Source organism: Actinoalloteichus hoggarensis, assembly GCF_002234535.1.
In the GTDB taxonomy this organism is placed as follows: domain Bacteria; phylum Actinomycetota; class Actinomycetes; order Mycobacteriales; family Pseudonocardiaceae; genus Actinoalloteichus_A; species Actinoalloteichus_A hoggarensis.
In genome coordinates, this window is the sequence record NZ_CP022521.1 from 892,711 (window position 1) to 910,627 (window position 17,917).

Consider the following 17,917-nt stretch of genomic DNA (forward strand, 5'->3'; position numbering starts at 1 on the left):
CTTCCGTCGCTCGCCCGCCTGCCTGGTCACCAGCATCGGGCGGATCACGACGACCGCACCAGGATCGGACCTGGAAAGAACGGCACATGTTCTTCTAGCATCAAAGCCATGGCGGGCTTCGGTTCGGAAGACTCGATGAAATTGGCGGCGGACCGCGACCTCATCACCCTTGGCAAACGGCTGCGGCACCTGCGGGGCCGTCGGGGACTGACACTGGCCGAACTCGGTGAGCGGGTGGGCCGGGCGCCGTCGCAGCTCTCGCTCTTGGAGAACGGCAGGCGAGAGCCGAAGCTGTCCCTGCTGCATCGACTCGCCGACGCCCTGGACGTGTCCATCGAGGAACTGCTCTCGGGGGAGGCGCCCACCCGGCGGGACGAACTGGAGATCGCCCTCGCCGAGGCGCAGCGCGACCCGCTCTACGCCTCGTTGGGGCTGGGGCATCTCAAGGTCGGCAGGCGGGTGCCCAACGAGGTGTTGGAACACCTGCTCGGCCTCTACGGCGAGCTGCGCAGCCGCAACGCCCGTCGCGCGGCCACCCCCGAGGAGGCGCGGCTGGCCAACGCGGCGCTGCGCAGCCGGATGCGGGAACAGGACAACTACTTTCCCGAGATCGAGGTGGCGGCGGCCCGCACGCTGGCGGCCGTCGGCTACACCGGGGGCGCGTTGTCCGAGGGCACCGTGATGTCGATCGTGTCGCACTGCGGATTCACCGTGCGCTACGTCCCGGACCTGCCCAGGACGGTTCGCAGCGTCACCGATCTCCGTCATCGGCGGATCTACCTCAAGCGCGAGTCGGTCGGGATGCACAGCCCCCGCACCATCCTGTTGCAGACCCTCGGGCACTTCGTGCTCGGGCACGCCCAGCCCAAGGGCTTCGCCGACTTCCTGTCTCAGCGCGTCGAGGCCAACTACTTCGCCGCCGCGACACTGATCCCCGAGTCGACGGCGGTGCCGTTCCTCACACAGGCCAAGACGGATCGCGATCTGGCGGTGGAGGACCTGCGCGACGTGTTCTCGGTGTCCTACGAGATGGCCGCGCACCGCTTCACCAACCTGGCGACCCGACACCTGGATCTGCAGGGACACTTCGTCCGCAACGACGAGACCGGCATCATCTACAAGGCGTATGAGAACGACGGCCTGATCCTGCCCACCGATCCGTCCGGCGCGATCGAGGGGCAGCGCATGTGTCGGCAGTGGTCGGGCAGGCGGGTCTTCGGCTCGCCGGACCGCTACTCGATCCACTACCAGTACACCGACAAGCCCAACGGGACCCACTGGTGCGTGTCGCACGTGGACCCGAACCGGGAGCGGAACTTCGCCATCACCCTCGGCGTCCCGTATGCCGACTCCCGTTGGTTCCGGGGTCGCGACACCACCAATCGGGCGGTGTCGCGTTGTCCGACCGGTGAGTGCTGCCGTAGGCCGCCGTCGGAGTTGGCGGGGCGGTGGGAGGGGCTGGCGTGGCCGTCGGCGCGGGCGAACTCCCATGTGCTGTCGGCGTTGCCGCCCGGTCCTTTTCCGGGGGTGGACGAGACCGACGTCTACACCTTCTTGGAGCGTTACGACGCCGAGTGAGGCGGGGCGGCCGGAGCGAGGGTGTCCCCTCCGGTGGCTCCGGCGGCCCGGTGTGGCCTGGTTCGATCGGCGCGGCCCGGCGCGACCCGGTTCGATCGGCTGCCTTCGGTGAAGGGCACGTCGGGTCCCACCGGGGATCGGGCGCCGGGCCGGGCCGTGGTGGTGTGGTGGGTTCAGTGGCGTAGTCGGTCGAGGAGGGTGACGAGTGCGGCTCGGCTGCGGGGTGGCAGTGCGGCGGTGGGGAGGCTGTGGGGTGGCCGGACAGTTCAAATCGACCAGCTCTATGCGGAGCTGCGCCGTGCCCATGCCTCACTCGCCGACGCCCTCGCCGCCACCGTCCACGCCCACAAGGAAGGCGATCGACGACGGCACCACCACCTTCGACACCGCGACCACCGGCTCCACCCAACCCGCGGTCGATTCGGCCCGACACTGCGCCCTCGCCGCCACCGACGAGCTCCATGCCGCACGGACAGCCCTCCTCGCCGCACAACGCGTCTTCGACGCCTACTGCCACCAGATCGCCGGACACGGCATCACCGACGACACGACGATCAGCAATCAGCCCACCCGACATCCCGAGCCGCCACCCCACGGCACCGCCCGCCCGACCGATCGCCCCGACACCCCGGCAGAGCGCTACGCCGCCGAGATCGGCGGACTACAACGCGGCGGCGCCAAGATCAGCCCCGATCGAGTCGTCCGCGTGGCCCGACACCAACACGGCCACCTGGTATGGCTGGAGGAAGGACATGTGGATAGGTCCGGGAAAGCGCACAGATGATCCGTTCTCGGGTGCCCGCGGCGGGGGTGATCTCGACGGCTCGTCGGATGTGGCCGGGCAGGCGGGACAAGGACCCGTCTCGTGCGGAGCCGTTCCCGCCGGTCCTTTCCGGGGCGCTCATGCGGTCTCGGCCTGGAGGGCGGGGCCGAGGAGAAGCCCGCCGTCGATGACGTACTCCGATCCCGTGATGAACGACGCCTCCGACGACGCGAGGAACAGCAGAAGGCGGCTGACATCGATCGGCTCTCCGAGTCGGGGGACGGCGAACGGCTCGGGGGAGTAGAAGTCGGCGATCGCCGACACCGCGCCGGCCGCCGGCTCGTGAATGAAGGGGGTCGCGATCACGCCGGGGTGGATGGTGTTCACTCGGATCCGGTCGCGGCCGAGTTCGAGTGCCGCCGTTCGGGTGAGCCCTCGCACGGCCCACTTGCCTGCGACGTACGGCGCGTAGTGCGCCGTGCCGCCCAGGGCCATCGTCGAGGCGATGTTGACGACGGCTCCCCCCGCCGCCCGGCGCAGTGCGGGGGCGGCGACCTTCATGCCGAGGAAGGTCCCGGTGAGGTTGACGTCGAGGATGCGCGACCACGTGGCCTGGTCCGTGTCCTCGATCAGCGCGGGCGGGTTCTGGACGCCGGCGTTGTTGACGAGCACGTGCAGGGCGCCGAAGACGCTCTCGGCGGCCTGCACGGCGGCGCACCACGAGCTCTCATCGGTGACGTCGAGGCGGGTGAAGCGAGCACGAGCCCCGAGCTCGTCGGCCAGGGCGGCGCCACGTTCGGCGTCGAGGCCCCCGATCACCACGTTCGCCCCTTCCGCGTGAAAGGCGCGTACGTGACTCGAGCCCTGGCCGCCGGTCCCGCCGGTCACGAGCACGGTCCGATCGTCGAAGCGGGGCATCGGCTGTTCCTTCGGTACGTGGACGACCGGCCGGGATCGCCGGTGATGAACGTCCGGCCGGTGGTGAGTCGATCGACTCGCCATGCCCGTGACCCTAGGTCGGCGGCAGTGGTGAGTCAAGCCACTCACCTCGTATGCTCGGCCCCATGAGCAAGGTCGTACCGACGTACCACCAGCGCGTCGCCGAGGAGAAGCGCGGGCTGATCCTGACGGCCGCGACCGCGCTGTTCCTCGAATCGGGCTACGACCGGACGTCGCTGGCGCGGATCGCGGAGCGCGCGGGCGTCTCGCGGGCCACCTTGTTCAAGCAGTTCCCGAGCAAGGCCGCCCTGTTCGACGCCATGGTCACCGAGTCCTGGTCGACCGCTGACGACGAGGAACCGCCGCAGGCAGGCAACGTCGTCGACGGGCTCGGCATCCTCGGTCGCCGCTACGCCGAGCTGTTGGGCCGCGCCCGGATGGCCGACCTGTTCCGGATCGTCATCGCCGAGCTGCCCCGGTTCCCCGAGCTGGCCCATGCGCAGTTCTCGCACGGGAAGACGCCCTACTTCGAGTCCGTACGCCGCTACCTCCTGGCCGAACACGAGGCGGGAACGGTGCGGATCGAGGACGTGGACCTCGCGGCCACCCAGTTCCTGGGCATGATCTCCAACTACGTCTTCTGGCCGACACTCCTGGTGCCCGGCTGGCAGGTGAGCGCCGAACGTGTCGCTCAGGTGGTCGACGAGGCCGTCCGCACCTTCGCCGCCCGGTACGCCGCGACGGGACCGGCGGCGGCCACCGACGACTGAGTCCCGCCGACCGCGACACAAGTCCCGCCGAGTCCGTCGAGCCCGTCGCGCGGCCCGACGGCCGCCGCCGGCGTCAGGCGAACGCCGTCCCACACCACCCCGCCAGCCGTCGCGGGCCGCTCAGTCGTTCGGCGCCCGGCCCTGTCGTACGGCGAACACGGCAGGCAGCAGCGAGGCCCCGAGCGCGATGATCAGACAGCAGCCCCCGACGGCCGCGAGGTCGCCCCACGGCAACACCAACGGCGCCGAGGGCATCGACATCCGCACCGTCATCCAGGTCGCGATGGACGCCCCGGCCGCGGCCAGCCCGCCGAGCAGCACGCCGACGGCGCCGACCGACAGCGACTCCCAGGCGATCATCCGCAGGATCTGGCCACGGGTGGCGCCCAGCCTGCCGAGCAGGGCGAACTCGCGGGTTCTGCTGCCGAAGGACATCAACGCGGTGTTGGCCACCGAGATGAGCGTGTACGTCAGGACGAAACCGGCCAACACGAGGGTGACCACCCGCTGCGCCAGCCGGTCCGTCGCCGTCAGCTCATCGAAGTACTCGTCCGTGGTGAGCACCCGCGCTGCCGAGTCGACCATCCGTTCGGTCAGGTCATCGTGGACCGAGGCCACGAGGCGAGGCGACTCCGTCCGCACCCACACCGAGGACGTCTCGGTACCCGCCGAGTGCTCGCGCACCAGGTCGGCGGGGGCGAGGACGGGCAGGTGATCGCCCATCGCACCGCCCTCGAACAACGCGGCGACGCGGACGGGCACGTCCGCCCCGTCCGGGAAGCCCACGCTCACCTCGTCGCCCACCGACCAGCCCAGCTCGTCCGCCGAGGCGGCGTGCAGGGCGACGGTGCCGCCGTGGAGATCGTCGAGAGTGCCGTCGGCGATCTCCACGGCGAAGGCCTGGTCGACGACGGCCGGGTCGACCCCCAGTACGTCCCGGCCGTCCATCGTCCAGGCACCGTCGATCCGCGACAGCGAGGCCCGCGTCGACACGGTGACCGCGGCCAGCGAGACGCCGGAGACGCCCGCCGCGTCGGCCGCCGCCGCGGTCGCGTCGACATGCGGTTCGACGTCGATCAGCACGTCACCGGCGTAGAAGGCCCGGCTCTCCGTCTCGCCCGCGACGACGAGGACGTTGAGCGTGCCCAAGGTCGACACCGTCAGCCCGACGGCGAGCAGCACCGGCGCGGCGGTGCCCGCGCTCCGCCTGCCCGAGGTGCGGACGTTGCCCGCCGCCAGCGAGCCCGTGGCGGTGGTGAGCCGGGCGGGCAGCGCGGTCACCAGCGTGGTCACCGGCCCGACGAAGACCGGGGCGAGCAGGGCCAGGCCGATCAACAGCGGATAGCTGAAGCCCATCAGCAGGACGATCCCGGTGACGCCGCCCTCGGTCATGCCGTAGGCGGCAACGCCGATTCCCATGGCGAGGAAGAACAGGCCCGCCGCCCAGCGCATCGGTCGCATTCCGGTGGGCTCCACCGACGCCTCGCGCAGTGCCTCGATCGGGCGGATCGTCGCGGCCCGACGGGCGGCGCCGACCGTGCCGAGCACCGCGACGGTCACACACAGCCCGATCGAGCCGGCCATCGCGCCGCCGAGCGTGTCGGCGGAGAGGACCACGCCGAAGGACTCCGGAGCGAACCCCTGGGCGGTGAGCACCGAGACGAGCAGAGTGGCGCCGGGCAGCCCGAGGAGGGTGCCCGCGACGCTCGCCACGAGGCTGACGAGCAGGCCCTCCAACACCACCAGCCGACGGATCTGCCTGCCGGTGGCGCCGATGCCGCGCAGCAGTGCGAGTTCGCGTTCCCGGCGACCGACGGCGAAGGCGAACGTCGCGGCGACCACGAAGATCGACAGGAACGCGGCGAGACTCGCGAACAGGCCCAGCAGAGAGGTGATCTCCTGGATCAGCTCGGCGTCGCCCGCGTCGAGACCGCCCGCGCGGGTGGAGAGGATGACCAGGATGGTCGAGGTCAGCATCGCCACGCCGCCGGTGAGCGCGATGAGGGAGCCGACGAAGGAGCCGAGCCGATGGCGGAGGGTCTGCCAGGCGATGTCGAGCATCATCGTGCGGCCCCCGACCGCGGCAGGGAGCCGGTCGCCCCGGGCAGGTTCCCCGGCGGCATCCCCTCGGTGGCGGCCTCCAACCGGGTCAGCTCCGCCGCGATCCCCGCCGCGTCCGCACCCCGCAGCGTCGAGGCGACCCGGCCGTCGGCGAGGAAGACGACACTGTCGGCATAGGAGGCGGCCAGCGGATCGTGGGTCACCATGACCACGGTCTGGCCCGCGTCGTCGACCAGCTCACGCAGCAGCCCGAGGACGACTCGACCGGTGGCCCGGTCCAGCGCCCCGGTCGGCTCGTCCGCGAACAGCACCTCCGGTCGGCTGATCAGCGCGCGTGCCAGCGCGACCCGCTGCTGCTGCCCGCCGGACAGTTCGGCGGGACGGCGCCCGGCCCGATCCGCCAGGCCGACCCGGTCCAGCACCGCCATGACCTCGGCGCGCCGCGGCCGATGACCTGCGAGCCGCCGAGGAAGGGCCACGTTCTGTGCGGCCGTCAGCGAGGGCAGCAGGTTGAACTGTTGGAAGACGAACCCCACCCGCTCCCGCCGCAGCAGCGTCAACCGTTCGTCCGACAGGGTGGCGAGGTCCACGCCGTCGAGCAGGACGGAGCCGTCGGTCACCAGGTCCAGCCCGGACGCGCAGTGCAGCAGCGTCGACTTCCCGGAGCCGGAGGCCCCCATCACGGCGGTGAACGAACCCCGACGGAAGTCCAGGCTCACCGCGTCGAGCGCGACGACCCTGGCGGCCCCCTTGCCGTACACACGGCCCGCCGAGATCATCCGCAGCGCGGCGTCCGATCGACTGGGTGAATTCATGCCGCAAGCGAAGTCGATGGGCGGGGTCGCGCACACGGGCAGCCGATCCACTTCCGGGGGTATACCCCGCACTACCCGACGGCTCCGCCCTGGGCGACTGCCTCGCGGGTCGCGACTGCCTACGGTGTCCCCGTGCCTCCTGCCCCTCCACCGGGTGACGCCGTCGTGCCGGGTGACGCCGTCATGCCGATGGTCCCGTCGAACGTCGCGCCGCCGAGCGCGCCGACGACCGGCACGCAGCCCGAGGGCGCCCCGCAGCCGGGACTCGGAACCTCCGACGCCGCCGAGGCGGGGGCCGCGCCGTCGCCACGGTCGGCCTGGGCCGCCTTACGAGCCGCCCCCTGGCGGTATCCGCTCACCCGATGGCCCTGGCTGTGCCTGCTCTATCTGCTCACCGGAACGGTCATCGCGCCGTTCTGGCTGTTCAGCGCACTGGTGTTGGGGTTGACAGGAATCCTGCTGACCCCCGTGGGCGGCGGGCTCGTGCTCCTCGCGATCCTCGCCCTGCTGGGACTGCCGGTGGCGGCGGCCGAACGGCACAGACTCCTGTGGATCGATCGGGAGCCGCTGCGCCCGAATCACCTGCCCGCGCCGCGCCGGGGGATGCTCGCCTGGTGGTCGCTACGCCTGCGGGAGCCCGCGACCTGGCGTGAGCTGGTGGCCACGCTCCCGATCACGACGCTGTTCTGGGTCTTCGAGCTGGTGACGCTCATCGCCGTCCTGGTGGGGGTGGCCTGTCTCGTCGGCGTGCCCCTGCTCGCCCTGTTCGGCCCGGCCGACGCCGTGGCCTTCGACGTGCCGGTGACCGAGTCGCCGTTGCGCTGGCTCGGACCGCTGCTCCTGCCCGTCTTCCTGGTGTTCTCGGCCTATCTGGTCACCCCGGTGGCGGCGATCAGGGGGCGACTCACGCGGCTGCTGTACGGCGGCGCCGGGCCGGATCTCGGCGCGGAGCTGGTCGAGCTGCGGCGATCCCGAGCCCGGCTCGTCGACGGCTTCGAGGTGGAGCGCCGCCGGATCGAGCGGGACCTGCACGACGGCGCGCAGCAGCGGCTGCTCTCCGTCCATCTCAGCCTCGGAATGGCGACGATCGCGTTGGAGGAGGAGAACGCCGACGGCGAGGCCGTCCGGCTGGTGCGCGGAGCGCAGGACGCGGCACGGGAGGCGTTGGCGGAGCTGCGCGCGGTGGTGCGGGGCATCCATCCCCGGGTGCTCACCGATCGGGGACTGCCCGCCGCCGTCGCGGAGCTGGGCGACCGGCTGCCGATCGCGGTCACGGTGCGGATCGACCTGCCGGTCCGCCCGCCCGCCTTCGCCGAGGTGGCGGCCTACTTCGTGGTCGCCGAGGCGCTGACGAACGTCGTCCGGCACAGCGGGGCGTCCTCGGCCACGGTCACCGGCGGCCTGCGGGGCGCACTGCTCGTCATCACCGTCACCGACGAGGGTGACGGCGGAGCGGACCCGACGGCGGGCACCGGACTTCAGGGCTTGGTGGATCGGGCCGCGGCGGTGGGCGGCAGACTGTTGCTCGCCAGCCCGATCGGGGGACCCACCGTCCTGCACCTGGAGATTCCGTGTCCGTCGAGCCTGGAGTCGAGCGTCTGAGCGATCACGGCGGGCTCCGCATCGCGCTCGCCGAGGACTCCGTGCTGTTACGGGACGGCCTCGTGCACCTGCTCGGCCGGTTCGGCCACCGGGTGACGGCCGCCGTCGGCACGGCGGACGAACTGCTCGCCGCCGTCGCCGACACCGTCCCCGACCTGGTGCTCACCGACGTCCGGATGCCGCCCGGCCACTCCGACGAGGGACTGCGGGCGGCCATCAGCCTGCGCGAGAACCGGCCGGAGCTGCCGATCATGGTGCTGAGCCAGTACATCGAACAGACCTACGCCGCCGAGCTGTTCGCCGACGGCGGGCCCGGTCTGGGCTATCTGCTCAAGGACCGCGTGGGCGACGTCCGGCAGTTCGTCGCCGCCGTGGTGCAGGTGGCCGCAGGCGGCACCGTGGTCGATCAGGAGGTCGTGCGGCAGCTGCTGGCGCGCAACCGGGACTCCTCGCCCATCACGCGGCTGTCCGCCAGGGAACACGAGGTGCTCGGCCTGATGGCGCAGGGCCACGCCAACGGCGTGATCGCCAGGACGTTGACCGTCAGCGAGGCGGCCGTGGCCAAGCACATCGGCAACATCCTCGCCAAGCTCGACCTGCCCCCGCAGGAACAGGGCCACCGCCGTGTGCTGGCGGTGCTCGCCTATCTCCGCGACCACGGCCTGAGCCACTGACCCGCCACCCGCCACCCGGGCTCGCCACCCGCGCCCGCCGCGACGGGGACGGCCCGGCGGAGATGCGCCCGATGGCGAGGTCGGGCGGCTGGGTCGGGCGGCTGGGACCGGCGACGAGTTGCGCGCGGACCGCGAACGGGCTCCGATGAGGCTATGGCTGAGCAGTTGAGTGACGACGAGATCGACAAGGCCCTCGCCCGGCTGGGCGACTGGCGGCGGGACGGCGACGCGCTGGTTCGACGTGTCGACCTGCCGTCCTTCCCCGAGGCCGTCGCGGTGGTGAACCGGGTGGCCGAGATCGCCGAGAGCGAGGACCACCATCCCGACATCGACATCCGCTTCTCGACGCTGGTCTTCCGGCTGAGCACGCATTCCGCGGGCGGGATCACGCGCCTGGACGTCACCCTCGCGCAGGAGATCGACAACGTGGTGGACGTGGCGCGCGGTCAGTGAGCGGGCGGGCCGAAGGACGGGTCCTCGGGGCGGCCGTCGCGGGTCCGTCCGAAGCCGAGGCGCCCGGTCGGGCGGGCTTGACGATCGTCGTCGTGCGGCCGGGCTTCGGTGGCCTGCGTCGGAGCGCCCGCGGCGCCCGCGTAGCCTGGGCGACGCCACGGGAGTCCGGTGCGCCGGGCTGAGAGGAGGGCGTGACTCGACGTCGTCACGGCTCGCACGGTCTGCGAGTCGACACGAGGCCGGGTCACAGACGAAGCCCTCGACCGTCCAGGGGTGGTCGCGGTCGGCCGTGCCCGCCCCCGCACCTGATCCGGATCATGCCGGCGCAGGGAGGTGCCCTCATGACGGGTGGACGGTCGGCGCCCGCGAACCGTCATGAGGAGGACTCGTGCCAGGAAAGGCCCGTCGCGTCGCCACCGCGACCGCGACATCGGCGCTCGTCGTGTGTGCCGTCGCAAGCTGCTCCCTGGTCGGCGGCGGCCCCGACCGAGGACCCGACGACCCGACGAGTCGCCGCGTCGTCCTGGTCACCCACGACTCCTTCGCCTACGACGAGGCGGTCGTCGCCGAGTTCGAGGAGTCCAGCGGCATCGAACTGGACGTCCGGCAGAGCGGAGACGCGGGCGAACTGACCAACACCCTCGTGCTCAGCAGGGACAACCCGATCGGCGACGTCGTGTTCGGCGTCGACTCGACCTTCGCCTCCCGCGCGATCCGGGAGGGCGTCTTCGAGCCCTACCGAAGCCCGGCGGCGGCCGACGGGGCCGACCGCTACCGCATCGAGGGCGCCGACGACGAGACCGCCGACGCGCTCAGCGCCGTCGACGTCGGCGACGTGTGCCTGAACATCGACGTCGACTGGTTCGCCGACCCCGCCAACGGCGGCATCGCGCCCCCGACGGGCTTCGACGACCTCGTCGATCCCGACTACCGTGACCTCACGGTGGTGCCGGACCCGGCGACGTCCTCGCCCGGCCTGGCGTTCCAGCTGGCCACCATCGAGCACTACGGGGACGACGGCTGGGCCGACTACTGGGCCGGGCTGCGGGACAACGGCGTGAAGGTCACCGGCGGCTGGACCGAGGCCTACACCCAGGACTTCTCCGGATCGAGCGGTGCGGGACCGCGTCCGATCGTCGTGTCCTACGCCTCCTCGCCCGCCGCCGAGATCGGCGAGGACGGCGAGCCGCGCACCACCGCGCTGCTGGACACCTGCTACCGCCAGGTCGAGTACGCGGGGGTGCTGGCGGGCGCCGCCGAGCCGGACGGCGCCCGCGAGGTGATCGACTTCCTGTTGTCGGAGCCGTTCCAGTCGCAGGTCGCGGAGAACATGTACGTCTACCCGGTGCGCGAGGACGTGGCGCTGCCCGAGTCGTGGGAGGCCGCCGCGCCGCTGCCCGAGGACTCGGCGGCCCTGCCCGCCGACGAGGTGGACGCGAACCGCGAGGACTGGGTGGAGCAGTGGCGCACGATCGTGCTCGGCTGAGCCCGTCGCACGGCGCGGCGCCGCAGCCGGCCGCCCCCGCGACGGCGCGGGGCCGGCCGTGAATCCGCCCACGAGTCTCGGCCCGGCGGCACGCAGACCGACGGCCGGGGCGCCGATCGGGCCGCCGCCGGGCTCGCGGGCGGGCCGGTCCCGGCGTCTCGGACTGCTCGCGGCCGCCGCCCTGCCGGTGGGCTTCCTGCTGTTCTTCTTCGCCTGGCCCGTGGTGGCGATCCTGCTCCGCGGCATCGGCGAGGGCGGCCTCGCCGAGACGCTGTTCGACGTCCGCACCTGGCGGATCGTCGGCTTCACCCTGGGGCAGGCCGCCGCCGCGACCGCGGTGGCGGTGCTGGCGGGACTGCCGTTGGCCTATCTGCTGTCCCGGCTGGACGTGCCGGGCCGCGGCCTGATCCGGGTGCTGGTCACGGTGCCGTTCGTGCTGCCGACCGTCGTCGTCGGCATCGCCTTTCGCGCGCTGCTCGGCGACGGCTCCCTGGTGGCGATCGTGCTCGCCAACGCCTTCTTCAACGTCGCCGTGGTGGTGCGGACCGTCGGCGGGCTCTGGGCACACCTCGATCGGCGGGCCGAGGACGCGGCACGGGCGCTCGGCGCGTCCCGGCTGCGGGCCTTCCTCTCGGTGACCCTGCCCGCGCTGCGGCCCGCGCTCGGCTCGGCGGCGGCCGTGGTGTTCCTGTTCTGCTCGACCAGTTTCGGCGTGGTGCTGGTCCTCGGCGGCGCCCGATTCCGCACCCTGGAGACGGAGATCTACCTCCGCACGGTGCAGCTGCTCGACCTGCCCGGCGCGGCGGCGTTGTCGCTGATCCAGCTCGCGGCCGTCGTGGCGGCCCTCGCCGCGGGCGCGGCGGCCCGACGTCGTCGGGAGACGGCCCTGCGGCTGCGCCCCGCCGACACCCTGCTGCACCCGCCCCGTGGCGGGGACTGGCTGGTCGTCGGCGCCGCCCTGTCGGTGCTGATCGGGCTGCTCGTCCCGGTGGTGACGCTGGTGATCCGCTCGCTGTCGACGTCGACGGGATTCGGGCTGGCGGGATACCGGGCGTTGGCGGGCGAACCCGCCGACGGGGTGCTCGCGGTCTCCGCGCTGGACGCGGCCGTGAACTCGCTGCGCGCTGCGACCGACGCCACGATGCTCGCGATGGTCTTCGGTGTGCTGGCCTCGGTCGTGCTGGCCAGGACCCGACGTCGCGGGCTCGCTCAACTCCTCGACGGGCTGCTGATGCTGCCGCTGGGCGTCTCGGCGGTGACCGTCGGATTCGGCTATCTGATCACGCTGGGCGCGCTGCCCGACGGGCTGCGCAGCTCGCCCGCCCTGGTGCCGTTCGTGCAGGCGCTGGTGATCACGCCGCTGGTGATCCGCATGCTGCTGCCGGTGCTGCGTGCGGTGGACGAGCGGCTGCGGCAGGCCGCCGCCTCGCTGGGTGCCTCGCCGTGGCGGGTGTGGCGCGAGGTGGATCTGCCGATGGCGGCCCGGTCGTTGATCGCCTCGGCGGCCTTCGGCTTCGTGGTGGCCCTGGGCGAGTTCGGCGCCACCAGCTTCCTGGTGCGCGCGGAGACGATGACGCTGCCGGTGGCGGTGGCGCGGCTCATCTCCCGGCCCGGCGAGCTGAACACGATGACCGCGTATGCGGCCTGCACCCTGTTGATCCTGGTCACGGCCGCGGTGGTGGCGCTCGTGGAGCGGATTCGCCTCACCGGCGGCGCGAACGCCTTGGGAGAGTTCTGATGTCCTTGGGACTGCGCGGGCTGTCCGTGCGCTACGGCTCGACGGTCGCGGTGGCCGAGGCGGAGCTGACGATCGCCGACGGCGAGGTGGTGGCGCTGCTCGGACCGTCCGGCTGTGGGAAGTCGACGCTGCTGCGGGCGGTGGCGGGCCTGGAGCATCCCGCGGCGGGGACGGTGTGCTGGGACGATGACGACCTCGCGGCCGTGCCGGTGCACCGGCGCGGCTTCGGCCTGGTCTTCCAGGACGGACAGCTCTTCCCGCATCGCGACGTGGCGGGCAACGTCGCCTTCGGACTGCGGATGGCGGGGATCGACCGTGCGGCCGCGGCGGAGCGGGTGACGGAGCTGCTCGGAATGGTCGGCCTCGCCGGCTACGAGTCCCGGTCGGTGACCAGCCTGTCCGGCGGCGAACAGCAGCGGGTCGCGTTGGCCAGGGCGTTGGCTCCCCGGCCCCGGCTCCTGCTGCTCGACGAACCGCTGTCCGCACTCGACCGGGTGCTGCGCGAACAGCTCGCGATCGACCTGGCGGCGCTGCTGCGCACCACCCGCACGACGACCCTGGTCGTCACCCACGACCACGACGAGGCCTTCACCCTGGCCGACCGGGTCGCGGTGATGACCCAGGGCAGGCTGCGCCAGATCGGCCCGCCCGACGAGGTGTGGCGCCTGCCCGCCTCGCCCGAGGTCGCCGCGTTCCTGGGCTGCACGACGCTGCTTCCCGCCGAGGTCGCCGGGGGCGTGGCCCGCTGCGTCCTCGGCTCGGTGCCGCTGCGGGCCGGAACGGCCGGGCCCGACGGCCGGGTGCTGCTCGGGCTGAGGTCGACGGCGCTGGCGGTGGACCCGGCGGGTGAGCTGACCGGCACGGTCGTGCAGCGCGTGCATCGACGTGACCACGTCCGACTGCTGGTGGAGGTGCCCGCGGCGGGCGGCGGTGGGGTGGCGGGGATCGGGGACGCTGCCGGAAGCGGCGGCGACGCCGGGGTGGGCGGCGGCGGCCGCGTCGAGGCGGTGGCCCAGGTCGCCGACGCCCCGGCGCCCGGCGACCCGGTTCGGCTGGCGTTGCGGGCCGACGGCGTCGCGGTGGTGGGGTAGGAGTCGGCACGGCGTCGACCGGGGACCTCCACTCCGTGAGGTGGTGTTCGATCGTCCGCCGACACGACGGTCTCTCCACAAGGAGATCGGCCGGCGAGTCCATCGCCGGTGTGCGTCGACGAAGGCCGCGTGTCGGGACGGCTCCCGGCGGACGAGTCCGTGCCGACGCGTGGAACACGAGCCCACGCCGATGCCGCCTCGGGCGGGCGAGAAGACGGCGGTCGCGCGGGCCGTGGGGGCGGGCGTCGCCGAGACGGCCCGCGCGACGACAGCCTGCTGCCCGCCGTCGCTCAGCCGGTCAGCGCCACGGGCAGAACGTCGAGCCGGGTCCCCTGGATCCCGCCCCGACCCGACTGCCGTAGGGCGGCAGCGGGGACGGTCAGCCGGGCGCGGGGGAAGTCCTCCCGGAGCACCGAGGCCACCGCGCGCAGTTCGAGCAGCGCGAGCTGGGCTCCGATGCAGTAGTGCGCGCCCGCCCCGAAGGTGAGATCCGGGCCGGGAGATCGGCTCGGATCGGTGTTGATGCCCTGGATGTCGACGAGCACCGGCGCCCGCGCGGGCAGGCGCACGCCTGCGAGTTCGATCTCCGTCGTGGTGAACCGCCAGAGGGTGAACGGGGCGGGGGGATTCCGTCGGAGCGTCTCGCGGACCAGCGCGTCGACGGTGTCCGGCTCCGCGGCGGGACGCGAACCCGAGACGGAGCCGTCCGCCGACGTTGCGAAGTCGAGTCGGCTCTCTGTCGTGCTCCCGTCGAGCAGACGAGCGATCAGGAAGCCGATGGAGGCGTCGGTGGTGAGCTGACCGGCGAAGATCAATCCGAACAGGTGGTAGTGCAGCTCCTCCGGTGTGGTGTCCGGCGGCATGCGGTCGCGGAGTTCGGCGGCCCCACCCGGACGGCCGCCCTCGTCGTCCCGGAGTCCGGCTGCGGCGAGCCCGGCGATCGCCGCGATCGCCTCGCGCTGTGCGGTCGGCTCGTCGTCGAGCATGCCGCGGCAGGCCTCGATGGCCTCGTCGAGGCGATCGAGCGGAATGCCGAGAAGGTCGAGCAGCACGGTGAGGGGATACCGGATCGTGAAGTCGGCCATGAGGTCGGCCACGGTGCCCGACGCGGCGATCTCGCCGAGCAGCCTTCGGGCGATGTCATGAACCCGTGGGCAGAACTCGCGGATTCTGCGTGCACTGAACAGCGGTGCGTGGGCGCGGCGCAGGCGGGCGTGCGCCGCGCCGTCCAGGGTGGTGAGGGAAGGCTGCCGCGCCGCGGTCTGCTCGAGCCCGGCGATTCGGTGATCCCAGCTCGTGGGCGCCATCGCGGGGTCCTTGACGATCCGGGGATGGGCGCAGACCTCACGGGCCAGCGCATCGTCGGTGACGATCCAGGCCGGTCCGCCCGCAGGCGCCGTCACCTGGACGATCGGGCCTGCCGACCGCAGTGCGCAACGCACGGGGTCGGCCGCGTCGATGCCCCGGTTGATCGGGGCGAACGGTGCGTGGCCGTCGCGGGGCGGGGTGGTGGTCATGGTGACTCTCCATCGGTCGACGTGGCGGGTGGTCGGGTCGAGCGGGCGACGTCGGGTCAGGGCCGTACCGGGTCGCCGGGTGCGGACGTCCCCGTCGGCGACGGCGACGGCGCTCGCGGGATGAGCGCGGTGGCCGCCAGCCCCAGCACCAGCAGGCCTGCGGCAAGGTGACTCACGAGGGAGACACCGTGGGCCATCGCCGCGTCGGCGGCCTCGGCGACCGCGACGGTGTGCGGGTCGGCGGCCAGCCGGGTGATCGCCGCTCCCGCGCTGTCGGTGACCTGCGCGGCGAACCGGAGCGACTCCTCGGGAGGAGTCCCGGCGGCGGTCAGCCGGTGGTGCAGATCGTGGCTGAGGGTGCTGAAGAAGGCGGTGGTGAGCGCCGCGATGCCCAAGGCGGAGCCGAGTTCGCGTGCCGCGCTCGATACGGCGGAGCCTTGATTAGCACGGTCGGCGGGCACGTCGGCGAGCATGACGTTGGTGACCTGAGCCGAGGCGAGACCGACGCCGACGCCGTAGACGAAGAGCGTCGCCGCGATCGCCCACGCCGTGCTGTCGGCGGAGGCCGTCCATCCCAGCGCGGCCAGCCCCGCGATCTCGGTCAGCAGCCCGACGCGGACCATCCGCAGTGGCGGAACGGAGGCCGTCGCGAAGACGATTCCGCTGGCCAGAAGACTGCCCAGCGCCAGCGGCAGGAGGACTAGGCCCGTCTGGAGGGCGCTGTAGCCGAGGGTGAACTGAAGCCACAGCGGCAGGACCGCGACTATCCCGAACTCGCCCATGCTGATGATCAGGGCGGCGATGCCGCCGTTGCGGAACGATCCGATGGAGAAGAGCCGTGCGTCCATCAGGGGCTGCTCGCCCGCCTGGTCCAAGGCGAGTTGACGTCGGACGAAGAGGGTCAGGATCGCCGCCGACGCGAGCAGTGCCACCAGCACGGGAGACGGGCCGCGATCCCAGGTCAGCCCGGCGATCCGAAGCGGCTCGACGGTGACGATCCAGCCGTACACCCGACCTTCGACCAAGGCGAACGCCAGCAGACCCAATCCGATGACCGATGCCACCGCGCCGAGCGTGTCGACACGCCCCGCACGCCGAGGCGACGGCGGCAGGAACATCCGGACGCCGAGCACGATGATCACTCCGAGCGGGATGTTGACGCCGAACGCCCACCGCCAGGAGATCTCCGCGAGGGCGCCGCCCAGCAGCGGGCCGAGCGCGGCGGCAGCGCCGATCGTCGAACCCCACACCGCGAAGGCCCGGCCGCGATCCCGGCCGGTGAAGGCGGCGTTCACCAGAGCCAGCGACGTCGGCAGGATCGACGCGGCCCCCACACCTTGCAGCATTCGCGCCGTCAGCAGGACGTCGCCGTCGGGGGCGAGCGCGGCGAGCACGCTCGTCACGCCGAACGCCACGACTCCGATCTGAAACACCCGCCGGGCCCCCACGAGGTCGGAGATCCGACCGACCAGCAGTAACAGTGCGGCGAAGACGATGACGTAGGACTCGTGGAGCCACTGGACCGCACCGGACTCGATCCCGAGGTCGCCGATGATCGACGGAACGATCACGGTGACGATCGTGGTGTCGGCCACGATCATCGCGACTCCGAGGGTGACCGCGATCAAGCCGAGCCAACGATGGGCAGGCGGGCGCTGGACGGGCATCGTTCTCCTTCATGAGAAAGTAACTTCATCATGAAGGTAATTGCGGGGGCGGTAGGTTGTCAACGAGCGCGGTCGGGTGCGGACGACGGCGAAACCGGGAGGCTGAACGGCGCATGGCAGCGGGACCACGGCCCGAGGACGTCGGCGCGCACTCCGCTCGGCTCATGGACGGACTACGTGCCTTCGGTGCCAACTACACGGAGTTCACCGGCAGGTTCGCCGCCTGGCTGGGATTGCACTCGACGGACGCCACCGCCCTGGTCGAGATCCTCTATGCCGAGGACAAGGGCACGCCGTTGTCCCCGTCCCAGCTCGGCGAGCGGCTCGCCCTGACCTCGGGCGCCACGACGAATCTGCTGAACCGGCTGGAGCGGCTCGGCCACATCGTCCGGACCAGGGAGCACGCCGACCGGCGCATCGTGACCCTGCGCAGCAGCGCGGGCATCGAGGAGCCCGCCCGCGAGTTCTTCGGCTCCCTCACCGCGCGGCTCGACGGCCTGGTGGCCCAGTACCCGCCCGAACAGCTGGACGAGTTCGAGGGCTTCCTGCATCGACTCCGCGACACGATGAACGACCTGCTCGCCGAACCTGTGCCGCCGAAGGCCGCCGACACGAGCTGACGGGCTCCCGGCAGGGATCGGTCAACAGGGCGGTGCGATGCCTTGTCGCGCCTGTTCCGGATGCCGCCCCGCTCTCAGATGCTGTCGCGCGTCCTGGATGCCGCCGCCTCCGGATACGCAGGCGTCGACGTGATACACCGCCC

15 protein-coding genes are annotated in these 17,917 nt (G+C 72.3%); 10 read left to right on the top strand and 5 right to left on the bottom strand.

The genetic code is table 11. The annotated features are described in order from the left end of the window. Positions 1-108 precede the first annotated feature (108 nt). Positions 109-1,578 (top strand): XRE family transcriptional regulator, encoded by a 1,470-nt coding sequence (locus AHOG_RS04125; protein WP_211290520.1) that lies wholly within the window; start codon positions 109-111, stop codon positions 1,576-1,578. A gap of 298 nt (positions 1,579-1,876) precedes the next feature. Beyond that, positions 1,877-2,362 (top strand): hypothetical protein, encoded by a 486-nt coding sequence (locus AHOG_RS28255; protein WP_157736623.1) that lies wholly within the window; start codon positions 1,877-1,879, stop codon positions 2,360-2,362. Positions 2,363-2,479: 117 nt separating this feature from the next. Here the strand turns inward: AHOG_RS28255 and AHOG_RS04135 are convergent, their stop codons facing one another. Beyond that, the gene (locus AHOG_RS04135; protein ID WP_093944137.1) at positions 2,480-3,259 is read right to left on the bottom strand and encodes an SDR family oxidoreductase; all 780 of its coding nucleotides are present in this window, start codon (positions 3,257-3,259) and stop codon (positions 2,480-2,482) included. A gap of 146 nt (positions 3,260-3,405) precedes the next feature. Between AHOG_RS04135 and AHOG_RS04140 the strand changes: the two genes are divergently transcribed. Beyond that, positions 3,406-4,050, top strand: a complete 645-nt coding sequence (locus AHOG_RS04140; protein WP_093944138.1) for a TetR/AcrR family transcriptional regulator — start codon at positions 3,406-3,408, stop codon at positions 4,048-4,050. A gap of 120 nt (positions 4,051-4,170) precedes the next feature. Here the strand turns inward: AHOG_RS04140 and AHOG_RS04145 are convergent, their stop codons facing one another. Beyond that, positions 4,171-6,114: an FtsX-like permease family protein gene (locus AHOG_RS04145; RefSeq protein ID WP_093940170.1), complete on the bottom strand. Its 1,944-nt coding sequence runs from the start codon at positions 6,112-6,114 to the stop codon at positions 4,171-4,173. Next, positions 6,111-6,926: an ABC transporter ATP-binding protein gene (locus tag AHOG_RS04150; protein WP_093940171.1), complete on the bottom strand. Its 816-nt coding sequence runs from the start codon at positions 6,924-6,926 to the stop codon at positions 6,111-6,113. The genes AHOG_RS04145 and AHOG_RS04150 overlap by 4 nt, the downstream gene beginning before the upstream one ends. A gap of 132 nt (positions 6,927-7,058) precedes the next feature. On the opposite strand from AHOG_RS04150, the gene AHOG_RS04155 reads away from it, so the two are divergent. The 6 genes from AHOG_RS04155 to AHOG_RS04185 all read left to right on the top strand — a co-directional run bounded on the left by AHOG_RS04155 (position 7,059) and on the right by AHOG_RS04185 (position 13,970). Further along, a complete protein-coding gene (locus tag AHOG_RS04155) occupies positions 7,059-8,528 on the top strand; it encodes a sensor histidine kinase (protein ID WP_157736624.1) in 1,470 nt (489 codons plus the stop codon). Next, positions 8,498-9,202 carry a response regulator transcription factor gene (locus AHOG_RS04160; RefSeq protein ID WP_245856551.1) on the top strand — a complete coding sequence of 235 codons (705 nt, stop codon included), beginning with the start codon at positions 8,498-8,500 and terminating at the stop codon, positions 9,200-9,202. The genes AHOG_RS04155 and AHOG_RS04160 overlap by 31 nt, the downstream gene beginning before the upstream one ends. 153 nt (positions 9,203-9,355) lie before the next feature. Then, positions 9,356-9,655, top strand: a complete 300-nt coding sequence (locus tag AHOG_RS04165; RefSeq protein ID WP_093940173.1) for a 4a-hydroxytetrahydrobiopterin dehydratase — start codon at positions 9,356-9,358, stop codon at positions 9,653-9,655. Positions 9,656-10,097: 442 nt separating this feature from the next. Beyond that, positions 10,098-11,141 carry a thiamine ABC transporter substrate-binding protein gene (locus AHOG_RS04175; RefSeq protein WP_376700072.1) on the top strand — a complete coding sequence of 348 codons (1,044 nt, stop codon included), beginning with the start codon at positions 10,098-10,100 and terminating at the stop codon, positions 11,139-11,141. Between the two features lie 181 nt (positions 11,142-11,322). Next, positions 11,323-12,879: an ABC transporter permease gene (locus tag AHOG_RS04180; protein ID WP_093944140.1), complete on the top strand. Its 1,557-nt coding sequence runs from the start codon at positions 11,323-11,325 to the stop codon at positions 12,877-12,879. Continuing rightward, positions 12,879-13,970, top strand: coding sequence for an ABC transporter ATP-binding protein (locus tag AHOG_RS04185; protein WP_093940176.1), 1,092 nt, complete (start codon positions 12,879-12,881; stop codon positions 13,968-13,970). The genes AHOG_RS04180 and AHOG_RS04185 overlap by 1 nt, the downstream gene beginning before the upstream one ends. A gap of 290 nt (positions 13,971-14,260) precedes the next feature. Here AHOG_RS04185 and AHOG_RS04190 read toward each other — a convergent pair whose 3' ends face one another. Together AHOG_RS04190 and AHOG_RS04195 are read right to left on the bottom strand one after the other, a co-directional pair. Beyond that, positions 14,261-15,487, bottom strand: coding sequence for a cytochrome P450 (locus AHOG_RS04190; protein ID WP_093940177.1), 1,227 nt, complete (start codon positions 15,485-15,487; stop codon positions 14,261-14,263). Positions 15,488-15,543: 56 nt separating this feature from the next. Next, positions 15,544-17,154 (bottom strand): DHA2 family efflux MFS transporter permease subunit, encoded by a 1,611-nt coding sequence (locus AHOG_RS04195; RefSeq protein WP_093940178.1) that lies wholly within the window; start codon positions 17,152-17,154, stop codon positions 15,544-15,546. A gap of 113 nt (positions 17,155-17,267) precedes the next feature. Between AHOG_RS04195 and AHOG_RS04200 the strand changes: the two genes are divergently transcribed. Continuing rightward, the gene (locus tag AHOG_RS04200; RefSeq protein WP_093940179.1) at positions 17,268-17,774 is read left to right on the top strand and encodes a MarR family winged helix-turn-helix transcriptional regulator; all 507 of its coding nucleotides are present in this window, start codon (positions 17,268-17,270) and stop codon (positions 17,772-17,774) included. Positions 17,775-17,917: the final 143 nt, after the last annotated feature.